At 39.4% G+C, this 18,753-nt stretch carries 19 protein-coding genes; 18 read left to right on the top strand and 1 reads right to left on the bottom strand.

The window, feature by feature from the left end:
• The first annotated feature begins 6 nt into the window (after window positions 1-6).
• From rnpA to gap, 13 genes are all read left to right on the top strand, one after another.
• Window positions 7-378, top strand: a complete 372-nt coding sequence (gene rnpA, locus OCF95_RS09305) for a ribonuclease P protein component (protein WP_000739245.1) — start codon at window positions 7-9, stop codon at window positions 376-378.
• On the top strand, window positions 353-1,177 hold the full coding sequence (locus OCF95_RS09300; RefSeq protein ID WP_205008289.1) for a membrane protein insertase YidC: 825 nt from the start codon (window positions 353-355) through the stop codon (window positions 1,175-1,177). Before rnpA ends, OCF95_RS09300 begins: the two co-directional genes overlap by 26 nt.
• Before the next feature lie 17 nt (window positions 1,178-1,194).
• Window positions 1,195-2,181: an RNA-binding cell elongation regulator Jag/EloR gene (jag, locus tag OCF95_RS09295; protein WP_261068173.1), complete on the top strand. Its 987-nt coding sequence runs from the start codon at window positions 1,195-1,197 to the stop codon at window positions 2,179-2,181.
• Window positions 2,182-2,231: 50 nt separating this feature from the next.
• A complete protein-coding gene (locus OCF95_RS09290) occupies window positions 2,232-2,855 on the top strand; it encodes a ribonuclease P (RefSeq protein WP_261068174.1) in 624 nt (207 codons plus the stop codon).
• 115 nt (window positions 2,856-2,970) lie between these two features.
• Window positions 2,971-4,947 (top strand): transketolase, encoded by a 1,977-nt coding sequence (gene tkt / locus OCF95_RS09285; RefSeq protein ID WP_261068175.1) that lies wholly within the window; start codon window positions 2,971-2,973, stop codon window positions 4,945-4,947.
• 116 nt (window positions 4,948-5,063) lie between these two features.
• Window positions 5,064-5,363, top strand: coding sequence for a preprotein translocase subunit YajC (yajC, locus tag OCF95_RS09280; protein ID WP_004257425.1), 300 nt, complete (start codon window positions 5,064-5,066; stop codon window positions 5,361-5,363).
• Between the two features lie 46 nt (window positions 5,364-5,409).
• Entirely contained in the window at window positions 5,410-5,853 is a 444-nt protein-coding gene (locus OCF95_RS09275) for a low molecular weight protein-tyrosine-phosphatase (RefSeq protein ID WP_261068176.1), read from the top strand.
• On the top strand, window positions 5,840-6,250 hold the full coding sequence (locus OCF95_RS09270; protein WP_000429319.1) for an MORN repeat-containing protein: 411 nt from the start codon (window positions 5,840-5,842) through the stop codon (window positions 6,248-6,250). Before OCF95_RS09275 ends, OCF95_RS09270 begins: the two co-directional genes overlap by 14 nt.
• 299 nt (window positions 6,251-6,549) lie before the next feature.
• Complete coding sequence (gene adhE, locus OCF95_RS09265) at window positions 6,550-9,201, top strand: bifunctional acetaldehyde-CoA/alcohol dehydrogenase (protein WP_049510355.1); 2,652 nt, start codon at window positions 6,550-6,552, stop codon at window positions 9,199-9,201.
• A gap of 122 nt (window positions 9,202-9,323) precedes the next feature.
• Entirely contained in the window at window positions 9,324-10,241 is a 918-nt protein-coding gene (locus OCF95_RS09260; RefSeq protein ID WP_261105292.1) for a helix-turn-helix domain-containing protein, read from the top strand.
• A 431-nt stretch (window positions 10,242-10,672) separates the two neighbouring features.
• Window positions 10,673-11,356: an ABC transporter ATP-binding protein gene (locus OCF95_RS09255; RefSeq protein ID WP_261105291.1), complete on the top strand. Its 684-nt coding sequence runs from the start codon at window positions 10,673-10,675 to the stop codon at window positions 11,354-11,356.
• Window positions 11,325-12,626 carry an ABC transporter permease gene (locus OCF95_RS09250; protein WP_185761634.1) on the top strand — a complete coding sequence of 434 codons (1,302 nt, stop codon included), beginning with the start codon at window positions 11,325-11,327 and terminating at the stop codon, window positions 12,624-12,626. Before OCF95_RS09255 ends, OCF95_RS09250 begins: the two co-directional genes overlap by 32 nt.
• A gap of 176 nt (window positions 12,627-12,802) precedes the next feature.
• Window positions 12,803-13,813 (top strand): type I glyceraldehyde-3-phosphate dehydrogenase, encoded by a 1,011-nt coding sequence (gene gap / locus OCF95_RS09245; RefSeq protein WP_000260662.1) that lies wholly within the window; start codon window positions 12,803-12,805, stop codon window positions 13,811-13,813.
• 75 nt (window positions 13,814-13,888) lie between these two features.
• Here gap and OCF95_RS09240 read toward each other — a convergent pair whose 3' ends face one another.
• Window positions 13,889-14,764 carry an RluA family pseudouridine synthase gene (locus OCF95_RS09240; protein WP_084923180.1) on the bottom strand — a complete coding sequence of 292 codons (876 nt, stop codon included), beginning with the start codon at window positions 14,762-14,764 and terminating at the stop codon, window positions 13,889-13,891.
• A gap of 86 nt (window positions 14,765-14,850) precedes the next feature.
• Here OCF95_RS09240 and pbp2a point away from each other — a divergent pair, with 86 nt between their 5' ends.
• The 5 genes from pbp2a (at window position 14,851) to OCF95_RS09215 (ending at window position 18,627) form a co-directional block, all read left to right on the top strand.
• Window positions 14,851-17,046, top strand: coding sequence for a penicillin-binding protein PBP2A (gene pbp2a, locus OCF95_RS09235; protein ID WP_000762647.1), 2,196 nt, complete (start codon window positions 14,851-14,853; stop codon window positions 17,044-17,046).
• Between the two features lie 52 nt (window positions 17,047-17,098).
• Window positions 17,099-17,251 (top strand): 50S ribosomal protein L33, encoded by a 153-nt coding sequence (gene rpmG, locus OCF95_RS09230; RefSeq protein WP_033674018.1) that lies wholly within the window; start codon window positions 17,099-17,101, stop codon window positions 17,249-17,251.
• 9 nt (window positions 17,252-17,260) lie between these two features.
• Window positions 17,261-17,437 (top strand): preprotein translocase subunit SecE, encoded by a 177-nt coding sequence (gene secE, locus OCF95_RS09225; RefSeq protein WP_001210991.1) that lies wholly within the window; start codon window positions 17,261-17,263, stop codon window positions 17,435-17,437.
• A 53-nt stretch (window positions 17,438-17,490) separates the two neighbouring features.
• Entirely contained in the window at window positions 17,491-18,027 is a 537-nt protein-coding gene (nusG, locus tag OCF95_RS09220; RefSeq protein ID WP_000376740.1) for a transcription termination/antitermination protein NusG, read from the top strand.
• Between the two features lie 120 nt (window positions 18,028-18,147).
• Window positions 18,148-18,627: a sigma-70 RNA polymerase sigma factor region 4 domain-containing protein gene (locus OCF95_RS09215; RefSeq protein WP_000471946.1), complete on the top strand. Its 480-nt coding sequence runs from the start codon at window positions 18,148-18,150 to the stop codon at window positions 18,625-18,627.
• The last annotated feature ends 126 nt before the right edge of the window (window positions 18,628-18,753 follow it).

Genomic DNA, 18,753 nt, shown 5'->3' with positions numbered 1-18,753 from the left:
TGAGTTTTGAAGAAAAACTTTCGTGTAAAAAGAGAGAAAGATTTTAAGGCGATTTTCAAGGAGGGGACAAGTTTTGCCAATCGCAAATTTGTTGTCTACCAATTAGAAAACCAGAAAAACCATTTTCGAGTAGGTCTATCAGTTAGCAAAAAGCTGGGGAATGCCGTCACTAGAAATCAAATTAAGCGACGGATTCGGCATATTATCCAGAATGCCAAAGGGAGTCTGGTAGAAGATGTCGACTTTGTTGTCATTGCTCGAAAAGGGGTCGAAACCTTGGGATACGCAGAGATGGAGAAAAATCTACTCCACGTATTAAAATTATCAAAGATTTACCAGGAAGGAAATGGGAGTGAAAAAGAAACTACAGTTGACTAGTTTGCTAGGACTGTCCCTATTGATCATGACAGCCTGTGCAACAAATGGGGCAACTAGCGATATTACAGCCGATTCGGCTGATTTTTGGAGTAAATTTGTTTACTTCTTTGCGGAAATTATTCGCTTTTTATCATTTGATATCAGTATCGGAGTGGGGATTATTCTCTTTACGGTCTTGATTCGTACACTGCTTTTGCCAGTCTTTCAAGTGCAAATGGTGGCTTCCAGAAAAATGCAGGAAGCTCAACCACGCATTAAGGCGCTTCGAGAACAATATCCAGGTCGAGATATGGAAAGCAGAACCAAGCTAGAGCAAGAAATGCGTAAAGTCTTTAAAGAAATGGGTGTCAGACAGTCAGATTCTCTTTGGCCGATTTTGATTCAGATGCCGGTTATCTTGGCCTTGTTCCAAGCTCTATCAAGAGTTGACTTTTTAAAGACAGGTCATTTCTTATGGATTAACCTTGGTGGTGTGGATACAACCCTTGTTCTTCCGATTTTAGCAGCAGTATTCACCTTTTTAAGTACTTGGTTGTCCAACAAAGCCTTGTCTGAGCGTAATGGGGCTACGACTGCGATGATGTATGGGATTCCAGTCTTGATTTTTATCTTTGGGGTTTATGCTCCGAGCGGAGTCGCTCTCTACTGGGCGGTGTCCAATGCTTATCAAGTCTTGCAAACCTATTTCTTGAACAATCCATTCAAGATTATCGCAGAGCGTGAGGCTGTAGTACAGGCACAAAAAGATTTGGAAAATAGAAAAAGAAAAGCCAAGAAAAAGGCTCAGAAAACGAAATAATAAGGAGGAATCTGGTAATGGTAGTATTTACAGGTTCAACTGTTGAAGAAGCAATCCAGAAAGGATTGAAAGAATTAGATATTCCAAGAATGAAGGCTCATATCAAAGTCATTTCTCGTGAGAAAAAAGGGTTTCTTGGCTTATTTGGTAAAAAACCAGCCCAAGTGGATATCGATGCTATTAGTGAAACGACAGTTGTAAAAGCAAACCAACAAGCTGTAAAGGGAGTTCCAAAGCAAATTAATGATTTGAATGAGCCTGTTAAAACAGTCAGTGAAGCAACGGTTGATTTGGGGCATGTTGTAGAAGCAATTAAAAAGATTGAAGAGGGAGGCCAAGGTATTTCTGATGAAGTCAAGGCTGAAATCTTAAAACATGAAAGACATGCCAGCACTATCTTAGAAGAAACTGGTCACATTGAGATTTTAAATGAATTACAACTTGAAGAAACTGCTCTCGAAGAAGTAGAAACACCTATTATTGAAAGCCAAACTGAGCAAACTGAAAGTCAAGAACTAGAAGACTTGGGCTTGAAGGTTGAACCGAGCTTTGATATTGAACAAGTAGCTACGGAAGTAACGACTTATGTTCAAACGATTATTGATGACATGGATGTTGAAGCCACACTTTCAAATGATTATAACCGTCGTAGCATCAATCTGCAAATTGATACCAACGAGCCAGGGCGTATTATCGGTTATCATGGTAAAGTATTGAAAGCCTTGCAGTTATTGGCTCAAAATTATCTTTATAACCGCTATTCAAGAACCTTCTACATTACAATCAATGTCAATGATTATGTCGAACACCGTGCAGAAGTCTTGCAGACCTATGCGCAAAAATTGGCGACTCGTGTTTTAGAAGAAGGACGTAGTCATCAAACAGATCCTATGTCAAATAGTGAACGCAAGATTATTCATCGTATTATTTCACGTATGGATGGCGTGACTAGTTACTCTGAGGGTGATGAGCCAAATCGCTATGTCGTTGTAGATACAGAATAAACAAAATCAGGGTTCTCCTGATTTTTTGCTAGCTGGAGGAGATTAAATTAATGTTGAATAAGATAAGAGACTATCTAGACTTTGCAGGATTACAGTACCGTAATCCAGATAAAGCTGGGGAAGAACGAGAGAAAATGCTGGAATTCCGCCACAAAGGACAAGAGGCCCGAAAGGATTTTACAGAATTGGCTAAAGCCTTTCAGGTAAATCATCCAGAATGGCAACTCCAACAAACTAGCCAGTGGATGAATCAAGCGCAGCGTTTGCGATCGCATTTTGGGGTTTATCTACAGAGAGACGGACAAGTGACAGAACCTATGATGGCTTTACGTTTGTACGGAAGTTCTTCTGATTTTGGAGTCTCACTAGAAGTCAGTTTCATCGAGCGCAAAAAAGATGAGCAAACTCTAGGCAAGCAGGCCAAGGTCCTAGAAGTTCCAGTGGTAGAAGGGATTTATTATCTAGCCTACTCTGATGGTCAAAGTCAAAGATGGAAAGCGAACGAAGAAAATCGTCGTACTTTGCGTGAGAAGGTAAGCAGTCAAGAAATCCGAAAAGTTTTAGTGAAGGCAGATGTTTCTTTTATTGAAAATCAATCATTAGAAGCCATTTTAGAAAAATTAGAAGAAGCATATGAACGCTTACTTCCCTACTATCAGGCGACTAGAGGATAGCAAATAGAATACTTATTTACGTCGAATTGTTTAATTGCTATTCTATGTATTTTTTCATATAATAGTAAAATAGAATGTGTGATTCAATAATCACCTCAAATAGAAAGGAAATTCTATGTCAAATCTATCTGTTAATGCAATTCGTTTCCTAGGTATTGACGCTATCAACAAGGCCAACTCAGGTCACCCAGGTGTGGTTATGGGAGCGGCTCCGATGGCATACAGCCTCTTTACAAAACAACTTCGTATCAATCCAGCTCAACCCAACTGGATTAACCGTGACCGCTTTATTCTTTCAGCAGGTCATGGTTCAATGCTTCTTTATGCTCTTCTTCACCTTTCTGGTTTTGAAGATGTTAGTATGGATGAGATCAAGAGCTTCCGTCAATGGGGTTCAAAAACACCAGGGCACCCAGAATTTGGCCATACAGCAGGAATTGATGCTACAACAGGTCCCCTAGGTCAAGGGATTTCAACTGCCACTGGTTTTGCCCAAGCAGAACGTTTCTTGGCAGCCAAATATAATCGTGAAGGTTACAATATCTTTGACCACTATACTTATGTTATCTGTGGAGACGGAGACTTGATGGAAGGTGTCTCAAGTGAGGCGGCTTCATACGCAGGTTTGCAAAAACTAGATAAGTTGGTTGTCCTTTATGATTCAAATGACATCAACTTGGATGGTGAGACAAAGGATTCCTTTACAGAAAGTGTTCGTGACCGTTACAATGCTTACGGTTGGCATACTGCCTTGGTTGAAGATGGAACAGACTTGGAAGCAATCCATGCTGCTATCGAAACAGCAAAAGCTTCAGGCAAACCATCTTTAATTGAAGTGAAGACGGTTATTGGATACGGTTCTCCAAACAAACAAGGGACTAATGCCGTACACGGTGCTCCTCTTGGAGCAGATGAAACTGCAGCAACTCGCCAAGCTCTTGGTTGGGACTATGAACCATTTGAAATCCCAGCTGAAGTTTATGCAGATTTCAAGGAAAATGTTGCAGACCGTGGCGCATCAGCTTATCAAGCTTGGACTAAATTAGTTGCTGATTATAAAGAAGCGCATCCAGAATTGGCTGCAGAAGTAGAGGCTATCATCGATGGACGTGATCCAGTTGAAGTGACTCCAGCAGACTTCCCAGCATTAGAAAATGGCTTCTCTCAAGCAACTCGTAACTCGAGTCAGGATGCCTTAAACGTTGTAGCGGCTAAGTTGCCAACTTTCCTAGGTGGATCAGCTGACCTAGCTCACTCAAACATGACTTATATCAAGACTGACGGACTTCAAGACGATGCCAATCGCTTGAACCGTAACATTCAGTTTGGTGTTCGTGAATTTGCCATGGGAACGATCTTGAACGGGATGGCCCTTCACGGTGGACTTCGTGTATACGGTGGAACTTTCTTCGTCTTCTCTGACTATGTGAAGGCAGCTGTCCGCTTGTCAGCTTTGCAAGGACTTCCTGTGACTTATGTCTTTACCCACGATTCAATCGCAGTTGGGGAAGACGGTCCAACTCATGAACCAGTTGAGCATTTAGCAGGTCTTCGTGCCATGCCAAATCTGAATGTTTTCCGTCCAGCAGATGCGCGTGAAACGCAAGCAGCTTGGTACCTTGCAGTGACAAGCGAAAAAACACCAACTGCCCTTGTATTGACACGTCAAAACTTGACTGTTGAAGAAGGAACAGACTTCGACAAGGTTGCAAAAGGTGCTTATGTTGTCTATGAAAATGCAGCAGACTTTGATACCATCTTGATTGCGACAGGTTCAGAGGTTAATCTTGCTGTCTCAGCTGCCAAAGAATTGGCTAGTCAAGGTGCAAAAGTCCGCGTAGTCAGTATGCCATCTACAGATGTCTTTGATAAACAAGATGCAGCATACAAGGAAGAAATTCTTCCAAATGCAGTTCGTCGTCGTGTCGCAGTCGAAATGGGTGCAACTCAAAACTGGTACAAATATGTTGGACTAGATGGTGCCGTTCTAGGTATTGATACCTTCGGAGCCTCTGCTCCAGCACCAAAAGTATTGGCAGAATATGGCTTTACTGTTGAAAATCTTGTAAAAGTCGTTCAAAATTTGAAATAACCCTAAGAATCAGAGCGCAAGCTCTGGTTTTTCTTACTAGAAAAGCAAGGTACAATCTTGTAAAAGTAGCTGAAATTTGATATAGTAGTCCTATGTAAAAGACAAAGGAGAAGAAAATGAATCCAAATTATACATTTTTAATTATGCTTGTAGCGATGTTTGCCTTGATGTTCTTTATGCAACGCTCTCAAAAGAAACAAGCACAAAAACGTATGGAAAGCTTAAATAAACTACAAAAAGGCTATGAAGTGATTACAATCGGTGGACTTTACGGAACAGTCGATGAAGTAGATACTGAGAAGAGAACGATTGTTCTTGATGTAGATGGAGTTTACTTGACTTTTGAACTAGCTGCTATCAAGACCGTATTACCGCTGAAAGAAACAGCTTCACTAGAAGGCGCAATTGAAAAATAAGACGGGATTACTAACTCCCGTTTTTCTATAAAAGAAAGGAAATGGGATGAAAAAACTAGTCTTTGTCTGTCTGGGGAATATTTGCCGTAGTCCTATGGCTGAGTTTGTTATGAAATCAATGACAGATAATTATGAAATCCAAAGTCGAGCGACTTCTTCTTGGGAACATGGCAATCCGATTCATAAGGGAACTCAAGGGATTTTTCAACAGTATGAGATTCCTTACGACAAAACCAAAACATCGCTTCAGATTAGTAAGGAAGATTTTGAAGCCTTTGATTATATTATCGGAATGGATGCTTCAAATGTTTCTGACTTACGTCATATGTGTCCAGTAGACTGTCAAGATAAGATTTACTCATTTGCATCTGAAAGTGTTCCAGATCCTTGGTATACAGGAGATTTTGAGGAAACCTATCAGCGTGTTCAAGAGGGTTGTCAAGCATGGTTAGAACGTTTAGAGAAGGAGAGTGAAGATGGAAAATCTTAAGAATTTTTACGAAAAGTATCGTGTCTATCTGACTCGTCAACGTTTAGAGCTTTTGGCAGTAGTTACGATTGTTTTTTGTGCTGTGCTCGTCTTTTTTCTAAATATTCCCGGAAAAGGTGTTCTAAAGCTTGATAATGGAACCATTGTTTACGATGGCAGTCTTGTACGTGGTAAAATGAATGGACAAGGTACCATTACCTTCCAAAATGGAGACCAGTATACTGGTGGTTTCAACAATGGAGCCTTCAACGGAAAAGGTACCTTTCAATCTAAAGAAGGCTGGACCTACGAAGGTGATTTTGTAAATGGTCAGGCTGAAGGAAAAGGGAAACTAACAACAGAACAAGAAGTTGTTTATGAAGGGACTTTTAAACAAGGCGTTTTTCAACAAAAATAAAGCCTCCTTATCAAAGGAGGTATTGTTAGCATCTAAAAGTAAGCGCTTACTAGAAAATCTATCTCTTTCCAAGTCTCTCTTCCAAGCAAGTTTGTGAAATAAAAAATTTTTGAAATAAATTTCACAAACTCTAAAGAAAAAACTTGATAAGTAAAGAAAATGAGAAAAAATTCACAAACAATAAAAAAATCTTTGTGAAATGTTTATGAAACTGTTTACAAAGTTGAAATAATGCGTTATAATAAACTTGTGAAAAAATTAACAAAGGATATCGATCCTTGAAAGCTATGGAGGAAAATATGGCTGATAAAAAAACTGTGACACCAGAAGAAAAAAAACTCGCTGCTGAAAAGCATGTCGATGGCTTGGTGCAAAAAGCTTTAGTTGCTCTTGAGGAAATGCGTAAACTCGACCAAGAACAGGTCGACTACATCGTAGCTAAAGCGTCAGTGGCAGCTTTGGATGCCCACGGAGAATTGGCTTTACATGCCTTTGAAGAAACAGGACGTGGTGTATTTGAAGATAAAGCAACTAAGAACTTGTTTGCTTGTGAACACGTAGTAAACAACATGCGCCACACTAAGACAGTTGGCGTTATCGAAGAAGACGATGTAACAGGTTTGACTCTTATTGCTGAACCAGTTGGTGTTGTCTGTGGTATCACTCCAACAACAAACCCAACATCAACAGCAATCTTCAAATCATTGATTTCATTGAAGACACGTAATCCAATCGTTTTTGCCTTCCACCCATCAGCTCAAGAATCATCAGCTCACGCAGCTCAAATCGTTCGTGATGCTGCGATTAAAGCAGGAGCTCCTGAAAACTGCGTACAGTGGATCACTGAACCATCTATGGAAGCAACTAGTGCCCTTATGAACCACGAAGGTGTTGCGACAATCCTTGCAACAGGTGGTAATGCCATGGTTAAAGCCGCATACTCATGTGGTAAACCAGCTCTTGGGGTAGGTGCCGGAAACGTTCCAGCTTATGTTGAAAAATCAGCAAACATCCGTCAAGCAGCACACGATATCGTTATGTCTAAATCATTTGATAACGGTATGGTTTGTGCCTCAGAGCAAGCGGTTATCATTGACAAAGAAATTTACGATGAATTTGTAGCAGAGTTCAAATCTTACCACACTTACTTTGTAAACAAAAAAGAAAAAGCTCTTCTTGAAGAATTCTGCTTCGGCGTGAAAGCAAACAGCAAAAACTGTGCTGGTGCGAAATTGAACGCTGACATCGTTGGTAAACCAGCAACTTGGATTGCAGAGCAAGCAGGATTTACAGTTCCAGAAGGAACAAACATTCTTGCTGCAGAATGTAAAGAAGTTGGTGAAAGCGAGCCTTTGACCCGTGAAAAATTATCACCAGTTATCGCAGTTTTGAAATCTGAAAGCCGTGAAGATGGTATTGCCAAAGCTCGTCAAATGGTTGAATTTAACGGTCTTGGACACTCAGCAGCTATCCACACAGCTGACGAAGAATTAACTAAAGAATTTGGTAAAGCTGTTAAAGCTATTCGTGTTATCTGTAACTCACCTTCTACTTTCGGTGGTATCGGGGATGTTTACAATGCCTTCTTGCCATCATTGACACTCGGATGTGGTTCTTACGGACGCAACTCAGTTGGGGATAACGTTAGTGCCATTAACCTCTTGAATATCAAAAAAGTCGGAAGACGGAGAAATAACATGCAATGGATGAAACTTCCTTCAAAAACATACTTTGAACGTGATTCAATTCAATACCTTCAAAAATGTCGTGACGTTGAACGTGTCATGATCGTTACTGACCATGCCATGGTAGAGCTTGGTTTCCTTGATCGTATCATCGAGCAACTTGATCTTCGTCGCAATAAGGTTGTTTACCAAATCTTTGCTGATGTAGAACCAGATCCAGATATCACAACTGTAAACCGTGGTACTGAGATTATGCGTGCCTTCAAACCAGATACAATCATTGCTCTTGGTGGTGGATCTCCAATGGATGCTGCTAAAGTAATGTGGCTCTTCTACGAACAACCAGAAGTGGACTTCCGTGACCTTGTTCAAAAATTCATGGATATCCGTAAACGTGCCTTCAAATTCCCATTACTTGGTAAGAAGACTAAATTCATCGCAATCCCAACAACATCTGGTACAGGATCTGAAGTAACACCATTTGCCGTTATCTCTGATAAAGCAAACAACCGCAAATACCCAATCGCTGACTACTCATTGACACCAACTGTGGCAATCGTAGACCCTGCTTTGGTATTGACAGTTCCTGGATTTGTTGCTGCGGACACTGGTATGGACGTATTGACCCATGCGACTGAAGCTTACGTATCACAAATGGCTAGCGACTACACTGACGGTCTTGCACTTCAAGCCATCAAACTTGTATTCGAAAACCTTGAAAGCTCAGTTAAGAATGCAGACTTCCACTCACGTGAGAAAATGCATAACGCTTCAACAATCGCTGGTATGGCCTTTGCCAATGCCTTCCTAGGTATTTCTCACTCAATGGCCCATAAGATTGGTGCGCAATTCCACACAATCCACGGTCGTACAAATGCAATCTTGCTTCCATACGTTATCCGTTACAACGGTACTCGCCCAGCTAAGACAGCTACATGGCCTAAGTACAACTACTACCGTGCAGACGAGAAATATCAAGATATCGCTCGTATGCTTGGACTTCCAGCTTCTACACCAGAAGAAGGGGTTGAATCTTTTGCAAAAGCTGTTTACGAACTCGGTGAGCGCGTAGGTATCCAAATGAACTTCAAAGCACAAGGTGTTGACGAAAAAGAATGGAAAGAACATTCACGTGAATTGGCCTTCCTTGCTTATGAAGACCAATGTTCACCTGCAAACCCACGTCTTCCAATGGTTGACCATATGCAAGAAATCATCGAAGATTCTTACTATGGTTACAAAGAAAGACCAGGACGCCGTAAATAATTGTTATCAGCCTAGAGGCAGGGAATCCCTGTCTCTTTTTTTGTAATTCTATTTGAAAAATGGTATAATCATCGCATATATTTATTTGAAAATCAAATCTTTTATAATCATGCGAGGGGCAAATGAACAAGATAAATGAGTTAGGGGATAAAGTGCGACTTTTAAGAGAGGAGAAAGGACTTAGTCGTCCAGTTTTTTGTGGGGATGAGTCTGAATTATCAGTGCGTCAGTTGGTGAGAATCGAAAAAGGAGAATTTCGACCGACTATAAAAACACTAGAATATATTGCAGATAGATTAGAAATTCCATCCTACGTCTTGATGCCAGATTATAAGGAACTGCCTAAACGCTACCAAGAATTAAAGTACTTTCTTTTACATCACCCTGACTATGGAGACAAGGAGTTGCAAGAACAAAAGGAAGAATATTTTGATGAGATTTTCGAGTGTTTTTATGATGACCTGCCCCGTGATGAGAAGATGATAGTGGACTGCCTTCAGGCAATAGATGCAGTGAGAGCGACTAGTAATTCTTTATACGGAAGTGGTGTGATTGAGGACAGTCTTCAAGACTTACTATCCAGAGATGTATATAAGGCTGAGGAATTGTTGAAATTGAGACTGTATTTTCTTTGTCAGTTAATGGATGGTTTAAACGAGGGTGAGATAAAAAAGTCTGAGCATGAAACTATTCTTTATTTTCATGACAAATTAAGTTCTCAGGTTGATAAGATAGAGTTCGATTGTTTGGACTTACTTAGAGACTCCTTGTTAGCTTCTTTAACTTGTATAGAGGTTATGGGGTTGCTTCATTATTTTAAGAGGGCAGTCGAGACCTTAAATAAAATAGGGCAAAAAACACGAGATTTTCAAAAACAACCGATTGTCTTGATGGTGGAGTGGAAATATTATATTCAGATGGATTATGATACAGCCAAACAAAAGTATGAAGAAGCAAAAATGATGGCAAGGATGTTTGGCAATGGGAAGTTACTCGTTAGTTTAGATAATGAATGGACTGAGGATAATAAAAGATTCTGAGAAAAACTTGATTTCAGGAGCAAATGAAGTAAATGTTTTCACAATAAAAGGCATAATATCAGTTATACAAAAACTTTGATATTATGCCTTTTATTATGGAAAGACGTTTTAAATGTTAGCTTTGAATTGATTTTTTGTCTAGTCTAATTTATATTATATTTTGAGAAATGTAATATTTTTGAAGATTAGTTTAGATAGCTTTTTTCTCTAATTTTACCAGTTTAAATAAAATAGTGACATTTCTGTCATTGGAGAAATGTCGCTTTTTTGTTAAAATGAATTTTACTTGATATACATCTAGAAGCAAACTAGGGAATAGAGAGAAAGTTCTAAGTAGTAGACTTAAAGGGTAAATCAGCGCTGATGTAGCTTGAAGGATTTTCTATAAGTATGATGTTATGACGATAACGGTTTTAAACAAGGGGGAAAGAATGTCCATTTTATCCATTAAAAATATTTCAAAGTTTTACACTTTGGACGGTAAACATCAAGAGCAGGCTCTAAGAAATATTAACCTGCAGATTGCAAAAGGTAAAATTACAGCGATTTACGGTCCGTCAGGCTGTGGCAAAACTAGCTTGCTAAACATTATCAGTGGTCTAGATAGACAATATGAAGGAGTTTTAGAATTTAAAGGGGAATCCCTCCGTGACTTATCAGAGATTGAACTAACTCAATTTCGTAAAGATAAGATTGGATTTGTGTTTCAAAATTTTAACCTCATTCCTCATCAGTCTGTCTTGGACAATGTCAAGCTACCTCTCTATGTCAAAGATTTATCTGACAGGGAGATGACAATGATTGCAAAGGAGCAATTAAGTAACTTGGGCATGGAGCCTTTTATTGCTAAAAATGTTAAACAGCTTTCTGGCGGGCAAAAGCAACGTGTAGCAATCGCGCGTGCCTTGGTAAATCAGCCTGATATGATTGTAGCAGATGAGCCAACGGGGTCACTGGATTCTCAATCTCAAGAAATGGTATTGGAAGTATTTAAAAATTTAGCCCAGACAGGGAAAACAGTATTGATTGTAACCCATAATCCAGAGGTTGCTGCATATGCAGATGTGATTATCAAAATGAAGGATGGTGAAGTCGTTGAAGAAGTCAAAAAATAAAGGATTATCATTGAAAAACAAATTCAAACTTTCTTTAAATAACTTTCTGGAAAGAAAGTGGCGTAACTTATTGATTGCGCTAGCAACCTCAATCGGTTTTGTAGGAGTCTTAATTTCTTTCGGCTTGGGAAATGCTTTGATTTCGATGATTGATGAAAATACGAATGGAGGTCAAATTCCTTCTCAAGTTCAGATTGCTTTAAACACAGAAAATGCTGGACGAGGCTTTTTGAACCAAGATGATAAGAACTATATCACGGATACAGTTGGCAAAGAAGCTATTAAATATTTGGAGAGTCCTTTTGGGATGACCATGTCAAATATTACTATAGATGGGCAAGAAATGGATCTGAGTCAAACGATGCCTTCTTATGCTCAAGTAGTGAGTCTCTATGAGGATACAAGTATTTCTGTTAGTAGTAATGAGGCGGACAAAGTATTAGCCGGTTCCCTCTATACTGATGCAAATGAACAGGGCTTGACGATTCCAAGCAGTTTACTAAAAAGTTGGAATGAACAGACAGGAAAAAATCTGACGGCTAGTGATATTATTGGTAAATCAGTCTCAGCCAGCATTGTAGAAAATGCTGCTGAAGCTAGCAAGATTGCTCAATTTCAAACGAAGATTGTGCGTGTAATCAATGATGAAGATGACATGGAGGATAGCAACAGTTTCATGCCGTCTAATCAAATGGAAACAATTTTGAAAGAAGCTGGATTTACAAAAGCTGTATCTTATTTTATCTTGGAACTTAAAGATCCATCACAGACGAAAGTGGTAACAGAAGAATTGCAGAAAAATAAGAAGTATACTGTTCTTTCTCAACAGAAGGTTCTTGATATTGTGATTACTTTTATTCGTGTTATTCAGGGATTGTTGATTGTGCTTTCATCACAAGCTATTGTGGTAGCAGCGGTCATGATTGGCATCATCATTTACATTAATATCATGCAACGTTCTAAGGAAATAGGTGTCATGAAGGCAGTTGGTTATCAAAATCGCGATGTCAAAGGAATTTTTATTTACGAGGCTATTTGGATTGTAGGAATCGCCTTGCTGCTGGCATTTTTGGTTGCACAAGGGGTGGGAAGTTTGGCGAATGCGGTTGTAAATCACTTTTACCCATCCATCACGAAGGTTTTTGAATTAAATCTTCTATCTATTTTAGGAACTCTAGCTTTTGCTCTATTACTTGGTTATGTCTCAGCCTACTTCCCAGCACGTAAAATTAGTAAAATGGATCCTGTAGAATCGCTACGATATGAATAGTAAGGAAGTTCTTGATTTATAGCCTGAAAAAGAAACTAACATAGAAAAACAATGCCCGTACTTGCAATTAAACTTAAATAGTTATATAATAGGTTTGTTGAAAGGTGATTTGTAGTGATTCAAGTTACTCTTTTCACAATAAAAATTTCATGATTTTCATAAGGAGGAAATCACTAATGGTAGTTAAAGTTGGTATTAACGGTTTCGGACGTATCGGTCGTCTTGCTTTCCGTCGTATCCAAAACGTAGAAGGTGTTGAAGTTACTCGTATCAACGACCTTACAGATCCAGTTATGCTTGCACACTTGTTGAAATACGACACAACTCAAGGTCGTTTCGACGGTACTGTTGAAGTTAAAGAAGGTGGATTTGAAGTTAACGGTAAATTCATCAAAGTTTCTGCTGAGCGTGATCCAGAACAAATCGACTGGGCTAACGACGGTGTAGAAATCGTTCTTGAAGCTACTGGTTTCTTTGCTAAGAAAGCAGCTGCTGAAAAACACTTGCACGCTGGTGGAGCTAAAAAAGTTGTTATCACTGCTCCTGGTGGAAACGACGTTAAAACAGTTGTATTCAACACTAACCACGACGTTCTTGACGGTACTGAAACAGTTATCTCAGGTGCTTCATGTACTACAAACTGCTTGGCTCCAATGGCTAAAGCTCTTCAAGACAACTTTGGTGTTGTTGAAGGATTGATGACTACTATCCACGCTTACACTGGTGACCAAATGATTCTTGACGGACCACACCGTGGTGGTGACCTTCGCCGTGCTCGCGCTGGTGCTGTAAACATCGTTCCTAACTCAACTGGTGCTGCAAAAGCTATCGGTCTTGTAATCCCAGAATTGAACGGTAAATTGGACGGAGCTGCTCAACGTGTTCCTGTTCCAGCAGGTTCTGTAACTGAGTTGGTAGCAGTTCTTGAAAAGAACGTTACTGTTGACGAAGTGAACGCAGCTATGAAAGCAGCTTCAAACGAATCATACGGATACACTGAAGATCCAATCGTATCTTCAGATATCCTAGGTATGTCTTACGGTTCATTGTTTGACGCAACTCAAACTAAAGTTCTTGACGTTGACGGTAAACAATTGGTTAAAGTTGTATCATGGTACGACAACGAAATGTCATACACTGCACAACTTGTTCGTACTCTTGAATACTTCGCAAAAATTGCTAAATAATTCTTGAGTCGATAAAAAGCAAGGCCTCTTGGTCTTGCTTTTCTTATTTATATAGAAGAATGGATGACACGACAATCATCCATTCTTTTTTAATTCTTTTTCAAAGGTATCTGAAAGGGTAGTGAAGCTTAATTTCTCTAGAGTAAGCGGATGGGTAAAGGACAGACGAAAGGCGTGGAGCATAAGCCGACTCGTCCTTGATTTGCTATTATAGAGAGGGTCACCCAGGATCGGGAAGTTATGATGCGAAAGGTGCACACGAATTTGATGTGTTCGCCCTGTCTTTAGTTTGCAACGAATCAAGGAAGTTTTGTTTGGTAATTGCTTTAATCTGCTTACATGTGTTTCAGCATATTGTCCATTTTTTGTATCAACTATTCGTTTTCTGCGGTCATGGCGATCACGCCCAATTTTGTCTTTGAAAACAAGTTCTTTGCTGTTGATATGTCCGTCGACCTGTGCCCAATATTCCCTAGAAATCTCTTTTTTCTCCAGTAAGCGATTGAGAATAGGCAGGATAAAAGGATTTTTGGCAAAGAGAACCAAGCCACTGGTTTCCATGTCTAGACGATGAACAACATAGCAGGTTTGGCCAACATAGGCACTGACATGGTTAAGAAGGGCGATTTCGTTTGGTTGGTTACCGTGGGTTTTCATACCCTCTGGTTTGTTTACAATAATCAAGTGTTGATCTTGATAAACTTCCTGAACAAGCTCAGAGTTGCCCCAAGGAATTTCTTTTTTGGGATAATCTTCCTCGTCAAAAGTCAACTGGCAAACATCTCCAGGACTTACAATCTCGTTCCAGCGAACTTCTCGCTGATTAATCAAAATGTGTTTCTTGATTCTCAAAAAATGACGGATTTTTCTAGGGATGAGGAGTTGTTCCTCAAGTAATTGCTTTACCGTCATTTGAGGTAGAGAGGCTGGTAAAGTAAAAGTGAATTTCATACAGATATTGTAACAAAAAAAGCCCTATTTGGATAGGAAATAGCTAAATTCTTGTCTTCCTATGATGAAGATGATAAAATAAACGCATGAAATTAGATAAATTATTTGAGAAATTTCTTTCTCTTTTTAAAAAAGAAACAAGTGAATCGGAGGATTCTGATTCTACTAGCTTACGTCGCTCTCGTAGTGATCGAAAAAAATTGGCCCAAGTAGGTCCGATTCGAAAATTCTGGCGTCGCTATCATCTAACAAAGATTGTCCTTATACTAGGTTTGAGTTCAGGCTTGCTAGTTGGAACCTATTTGTTTGCTGTAGCCAAGTCCACCAATGTCAATGATTTGCAAAATGCCTTGAAAACTCGAACTCTCATTTTTGACCGTGAAGAAAAGGAGGCTGGTGCCTTGTCTGGTCAAAAAGGAACTTATGTTGAATTGACTGATATCAGTAAAAATTTGCAGAATGCCGTTATTGCGACAGAAGACCGTTCTTTCTATAAAAATGACGGGATTAACTATGGTCGTTTCTTCTTGGCTATTGTAACTGCTGGTCGTTCAGGTGGTGGCTCTACTATTACCCAACAGCTGGCTAAAAATGCCTATCTGTCGCAGGATCAAACTGTTGAGAGAAAAGCGAAAGAATTTTTCCTTGCCTTAGAATTAACAAAAAAATATAGTAAGGATCAAATTCTAACAATGTACCTTAACAATGCTTATTTTGGAAATGGTGTGTGGGGTGTAGAAGATGCGAGTAAGAAATACTTTGGAGTTTCTGCGTCAGAAGTGAGTTTGAATCAAGCTGCGACTCTGGCAGGGATGCTCAAAGGACCGGAACTGTATAACCCCTTGAAATCTGTAGAAGATTCTACTAATCGTCGCGATACTGTCTTGCAAAATATGCTTGCAGCGGGTTACATTGATAAAAACCAAGAAACCGAAGCTGCAGAAGTTGATATGACTTCGCAATTGCACGATAAGTATGAAGGAAAAATCTCAGATTACCGCTATCCTTCTTACTTTGATGCGGTGGTTAACGAAGCTGTTTCCAAGTATAATCTAACAGAGGAAGAAATTGTCAATAATGGCTACCGCATTTATACAGAGCTGGACCAAAACTATCAAGCAAATATGCAGGTTGTCTATGAAAATACAGCGCTATTTCCGAGGGCAGAGGATGGAACATTTGCTCAATCAGGAAGTGTAGCTCTCGAACCGAAAACAGGTGGAGTTCGTGGAGTTGTCGGTCAGGTTGCTGGCAATGATAAAACTGGATTCCGGAATTTCAACTATGCAACTCAATCAAAACGTAGCCCTGGTTCTACAATTAAGCCTTTAGTTGTTTATACGCCTGCAGTTGAAGCTGGCTGGGCTTTGAATAAGCAGTTGGATAACCATACCATGCAGTATGACAGCTATAAGGTTGATAACTATGCAGGGATCAAAACGAGTCGAGAAGTTCCTATGTATCAAGCCTTGGCAGAATCGCTTAATCTGCCTGCTGTTGCCACTGTTAATGATTTGGGCGTTGATAAGGCTTTTGAGGCGGGCGAAAAATTCGGACTCAACATGGAAAAGGTCGATCGTGTTCTTGGTGTCGCCTTGGGAAGCGGTGTTGAAACCAACCCTCTTCAAATGGCTCAAGCATATGCTGCCTTTGCAAATGAAGGTTTAATGCCGGAAGCTCATTTTATTAGTAGAATTGAAAATGCTAGTGGTCAGGTCATTGCGAGCCATAAAAATTCACAAAAACGGGTGATTGATAAGTCTGTAGCTGACAAGATGACCAGTATGATGTTGGGAACATTTACAAACGGAACAGGTATTAGTTCATCACCTGCAGACTATGTCATGGCAGGAAAAACAGGAACAACTGAAGCGGTTTTCAATCCGGAATACACAAGTGACCAGTGGGTGATTGGTTATACACCGGATGTAGTGATTAGTCACTGGCTTGGTTTCCCTACGACTGATGAAAATCACTATCTAGCAGGATCTACTTCAAACGGTGCAGCCCATGTCTTTAGAAACATTGCCAATACCATTTTACCTTATACGCCAGGAAGTACCTTTACAGTTGAAAATGCGTATAAGCAAAATGGAATTGCACCAGCCAATACAAGAAATCAAGTACAGAGTAATGAAGAAAATCAGGCGGATAATAGCCTTTCTGATATTAGAAGTCGTGCACAAAATCTGGTAGATGAGGCTAGCCGTGCTATCTCGGATGCTAAAATTAAGGAAAAGGCTCAAACGATATGGGATTCGGTAGTCAATCTATTTCGTTAAGATGCTTGTCAAAGCCTAGCTTTCTTGTTATAATAGATAGGATGGAGGCGTTATGGCACTAAAAAAAGCAAGCCTAGCTTGTGCGGTTTGTGGTTCGAGAAACTATTCAATCAAGATCAGCGGAAACCCCAAGCCAACACGACTAGAAGTAAATAAATTTTGTAAACATTGTGGTAAGCACACTATACATAGAGAAACGAGATAGGAGAGAGCGATGCGTTTTATTGGAGATATTTTTAGACTTCTTAAAGACACAACATGGCCAACTCGCAAGGAAAGCTGGAGAGATTTTCGTTCTATCATGGAATACACAGCTTTCTTTGTAGTAATTATTTACATTTTTGACCAGTTGATTGTTTCAGGTTTGATTCGATTTATTAACATTTTTTAGAAGGCTAGTGGAGTTATTTACACTAGATATCTTCTATTATGAAAGGAAGTATCATGGATAGTTTTGATAAAGGATGGTTTGTCTTACAAACCTATTCTGGTTATGAAAATAAGGTAAAAGAAAATCTATTGCAACGTGCACAAACCTACAATATGTTGGATAATATTTTACGTGTTGAAATTCCAACACAAACAGTGCAAGTTGAAAAAAATGGAAAGAGAAAAGAAGTAGAAGAGAATCGCTTTCCAGGTTATGTTCTTGTAGAAATGGTGATGACAGATGAAGCTTGGTTTGTTGTTCGAAACACACCAAACGTTACAGGATTCGTCGGATCTCACGGAAATAGATCAAAACCAACTCCATTATTGGAACAAGAAATCCGTGATATCTTGGTTTCTATGGGACAAACTGTACAAGAGTTTGATATCGATGTTGAAGTTGGTCAAACTGTACGTATCATTGATGGTGCTTTTGCAGACTATACTGGTAAGATTACAGAGATTGATAACAATAAAGTGAAGATGATTATCTCTATGTTTGGTAATGACACAGTTGCAGAAGTAAACCTAAACCAAATTGCAGAATTATAACCCAAAGAGAGGCTTGCCCTCTCTTTTTTGTGCAGTTTAGACGGTGTAGGGAACAGAATGGAGGAAATGGGACAAAAGTGTTTCTGAATCTGTTAGACTGTATCTAGAAAGGGGAACGTTATGTTTAAAGAATTGTATAAAGAAGTCCAGGGAATTGTATATAAGAGTAGAAATGAATATTACTTGCATTTATGGGAACTATCGGATTGGGACCAAGAGGGTATGCTCTGCTTACATGAATTGATTAGTAGAGAAGAAGAGCTAGTAGAAGATATTCCTCGTTTACGTAAATACTTCAAAACTAAATTCCGAAATAGAATTCTAGACTATATCCGTAAACAAGAAAGCCAGAAGCGTAGATATGATAAAGAACCCTATGAAGAAGTAGGTGAGATTAGTCATCGTATCAGTGAGGGAGGTATGTGGCTAGATGAGTATTATCTCTTTCATGAGACACTAAGAGATTATAGAAACAAACAAAGTAAAGACAAACAAGAAGAGTTAGAACGCGTCTTAAGACATGAACGCTTCCGAGGGCGTCAAAGAGTATTGAGAGACTTACGTATTGTGTTTAAGGAGTTTGATATCCGTACTCATTAGGGAGTCATACAAAAAAACATAAAAAGTTTAAAAAAGTTGTTGACAAGTTAGAAAAAGTCTGTATAATAGTAAGAGTTGAAAATAACAGCTCAGGTCCGTTGGTCAAGGGGTTAAGACACCGCCTTT

It is taken from the genome of Streptococcus mitis (assembly GCF_946188615.1).
Classification (GTDB): Bacteria; Bacillota; Bacilli; order Lactobacillales; family Streptococcaceae; genus Streptococcus; species Streptococcus mitis_BZ.
The sequence above is the reverse complement of the archived record's forward strand: the minus strand, read 5'-3'. Positions and strand labels throughout refer to the sequence as shown.